Raw genomic sequence first — 3,533 nt, forward strand, 5'->3', positions numbered from 1 at the left:
TATTATTTTATTTATAATTCCATTTTTATTTAATTTAAGGATATATTATTTTCCATTTTTCTGGAAGATACGGTTCTTCATAATGCCTGTACGTTTTTTAATAATTTTATTCCTCACGCCCCATTACGATAACATTCACGCCACCATGTTGTATAGCCGTGCGAATGGCCGCTAATCGTTCATCAGACGGCGTAGTGAATTGATGCTGCTGCAGACCGGCTTCTCTGGCTTTGCTGATTCCCATATTATGATAGGGAAGCAGATGAACCGTTTTCAAGCCTAACGTCTGAATATACTTACGAAGTAACTCAGCATTTTCGATCGTATCATTTACCTCTCCAATAAGGGGAACACGAATGATAATCTTCTCCTTCATCCCCGGTATCTGACAAAGCAGTTCCAGGTTCTCCCGAATCACATCAGGATATACACCGATATACTGTTTATGGAGCTCTCGATCCATAATTTTCATATCAAACAGAATCCAGTCACAATATGCAGCCAGGGCGGCTAAGTCATCATAGTTACCAAACCCGCTTGTTTCAATAGCTAATGTATATCCTGCGTCTGTAACAGCCTGAGCTACTTCCCGGGCCATCTTTCCATGAGAGAGTATTTCACCACCGCTTAAGGTAATACCGCCGCCCGATAATGCATAATAGTCCTTGTCTTTAGCCAATTCCTTCAGCAGTTCTTCTATGGTAAACTGTTTGGACTTCGTAAACAGTGCCCCAGTACAACACGCTTCTATGCACATACCACAGCCTTGACAGTGTGACCGTTGTATCTGAACGATTCCGTCAGCACCGGCAGATAAGGCGCCAACTGGACAAGATGCAATACAGCGTCCGCAATGAATGCATTCTTTTTCCCGATACAACAGGCCAAATCCCGGATCTAATAGTTCCGGATTATGACACCATTGGCACCGCAAGGGACAGCCTTTAAAAAATACAGTCGTCCGAATTCCCGGCCCATCTTCCGTAGAAAACCGCTGTATTCCACCAATATATGTCTGCATGTCAACTTCCTCCCATCTAAAGACAGCGCGCCGCTGCGCCTTATATAGACGAAGCGGCGCGCTGATGCGTACCCTTTTCAATTCCGTATTAAAAATCGGGGCGATGTGCTGTACGACCAATCAGAGCTTCCTGTACATCACTGTCCAGTTCTACAAAATATGCCAGATATCCCGCTACCCGTACCAGAAGATTACGGTAATTTTCCGGATGTATCTGAGCATCTCGCAGCGTTTTATCGTCAACAACATTAACCTGAATGTGTTCACCCATATGTTTGAAATACGTTCGAATAATCGTTTCCAAAACAGCCCGTCCTTTTTCTCCTTGAATACTGCGTGGATCAAATCGAATATTATACAGGCAGCCATCTTTGGCATTTTTCTGATCCAAATGTGCTACGGAATTGATGCATGCCGTCGGTCCGCTGACATCCCGGCCCATAGCAGGGGAACAATTATCATTAACTGCATCGTAAGCAAAGCGGCCGTCTGCAGAGGCCAAAACACATTTGCCCTGTGATACGTTCATAGACTGGGATTCTACAACTTCCACAAAATGCCCGCCCCGAGAATCGCGATATTTTTCCAGACTTTTAGCATAATGACGAACAATATCTGCAGCAATAGCATCTACATAGGCATTATCATTGCCATATTTTGGAGCTTTTTTCAACAACATTTGTCGTACATCTTCTTTACCCTTGAAGTTGCAGTGAATAGCTTCCATCAATTCCGAAACAGACAAACTGTGTTTTTGATTCACCAAAGTATCAATGGCCGCTACTGCATCGGCAGTATTGCCAACGGCAACACAGAACGCGCCGGATTCATAATACCGAGATCCGCCCTGCTGCAGAGATTTACCTTTGGTAATGCAGTCGTTTACCAACAGTGACGTAAAGGCAACCGGCATTCGTTCAGCATGCAATGCGCCAACAATATTAAATCCCCGTATCATAAGATCCATAAAGTAGTCAATTTGCGTATATAAGGCCGCCTGCAGTTTTTCCAGCGTATCCAGAGACTCCAGATCTCCCGTTTTAGGACCAAGTTGTTTTCCTGTCACAGGGTCAACACCATTATGCATGACCAATTCCAAGGCCTTCAGATGATTAACATATCCGACAGTCGGCCGTCCGTCAGAAGCACCGGCGACGCCAGGCTGCACACAGCCATGAATACCCCAGTTACGCGCTTCGGCCAACGTACATCCAGTTTTTTCCTGCACCATGGGTACGACCAGTTCATCATTGAAAAATGCCGGCGTAGACATGCCAGCCTGAATCATTCGGATTCCTTCCTGAATCAGTTCTCGATTTAAGCCGGGAAACCAGCGCACAGACATGGTAGGCATCGCTGTCTGCACAGCCTGATTAGCTTTCAGCATCAGAAACGACACGGCATTCGTAGCATCTTTTCCATCAGCTGTTTGCCCGCCGATGATGATATTCTGCCACAACGGATAGCCGGCAAAGGACTGACTGTAAAATTTATCCCGAAGTTTCATAATGTCAGTTACTTTGATGAAAAAGCATTCCAGAATTTCAATAGCTTTATCTTCCGTAATCCGTCCAGCAGCCAAATCAGCTTCATAAAAATCATTCGTATATTGATCGAATCGGTGGAATGATTCACCGTGGCCATTATTTTCAATATTCATAATGACATGAATAAACCAGACAAACTGTACCGCTTCCTGGAAGTTCCGGGCCGGACGGAGCGGTACCTGACGGCAGGCTTCCGCAATGTCACGCAATTCCTGTTTTCGCACCGCATTCGTTTCCTGTTCAGCCAGCTCATATGCTAAGTTTGCGTATCGAGCTGCATACGCCCCAGCAGCATCAATATCAATGCAGCAGGCTTTCCAGAAATCCACTTTTTTCTGCTTTTCCTGACTATCAACGACAGTCCTGTCAATCTGTTTTTGACACTGTTCTTTATAATACAACAGACCATGACGCAGCAAATCGTAATAGTTAGGCAGTACATGACCCGTGCCGCAATCGCGGTTGCCAACTGTCATTATCCCACATGATTCTGCATATTTAACAGATTCCGGCAAGGCTTCACTGACGATAGCATCAAAGCTTTTTCCTTTCCATTGGGGAAGTACTTCCAACAGTATGTTCCGATCTTCATCGCTCATTTCCATCGGATCGCTTTTACGAGTTGTAAAGTCGTCCAGTTCCTGAAGGATCCACTCCGATGTATATTCGGGAAATACAGGACAGCTGCGCGGCTTATCTGCTTGATTACCAACAATTAGTTCTCCCTTTTGAATAAAAATCGTCATATTTTTCAGAATATGATCCAACATATACGCTTTCTGCAGTACCGGCGGCTCAAACGCATATTTCTGAATCGCTTCCGTCGCTAACTTGGCCCGTTCTGCACTAACACTGGGCTTATGGTCCGCCTGCATCTTCTTTAACATGGCTACCCGATCAGTCATTTGATAAAATTGCTGTTCCATTCTGCATCCCTCCTATAAAACGATAATCCATTCATATCT

2 protein-coding genes are annotated in these 3,533 nt (G+C 44.7%); both read right to left on the reverse strand.

Features of this window, described 5'->3' with window-relative positions:
- Positions 1–106: 106 nt before the first annotated feature.
- A complete protein-coding gene (locus Q3886_RS09510; RefSeq protein WP_301861208.1) occupies positions 107–1,021 on the reverse strand; it encodes a glycyl-radical enzyme activating protein in 915 nt (304 codons plus the stop codon).
- An 88-nt stretch (positions 1,022–1,109) separates the two neighbouring features.
- Positions 1,110–3,494, reverse strand: a complete 2,385-nt coding sequence (locus Q3886_RS09515; protein WP_301861209.1) for a formate C-acetyltransferase/glycerol dehydratase family glycyl radical enzyme — start codon at positions 3,492–3,494, stop codon at positions 1,110–1,112.
- Between the last annotated feature and the right edge of the window lie 39 nt (positions 3,495–3,533).

Source organism: uncultured Megasphaera sp. (assembly GCF_958350005.1).
Lineage (GTDB): Bacteria > Bacillota > Negativicutes > Veillonellales > Megasphaeraceae > Megasphaera.

What these genes read in the sequence shown, in the direction of transcription:
- Q3886_RS09510 (WP_301861208.1), bottom strand. Translation starts at nt 1,021, where the DNA reads ATGCAGACATATATTGGTGGAATACAGCGGTTTTCTACGGAAGATGGG.
- Q3886_RS09515 (WP_301861209.1), bottom strand. Translation starts at nt 3,494, where the DNA reads ATGGAACAGCAATTTTATCAAATGACTGATCGGGTAGCCATGTTAAAG.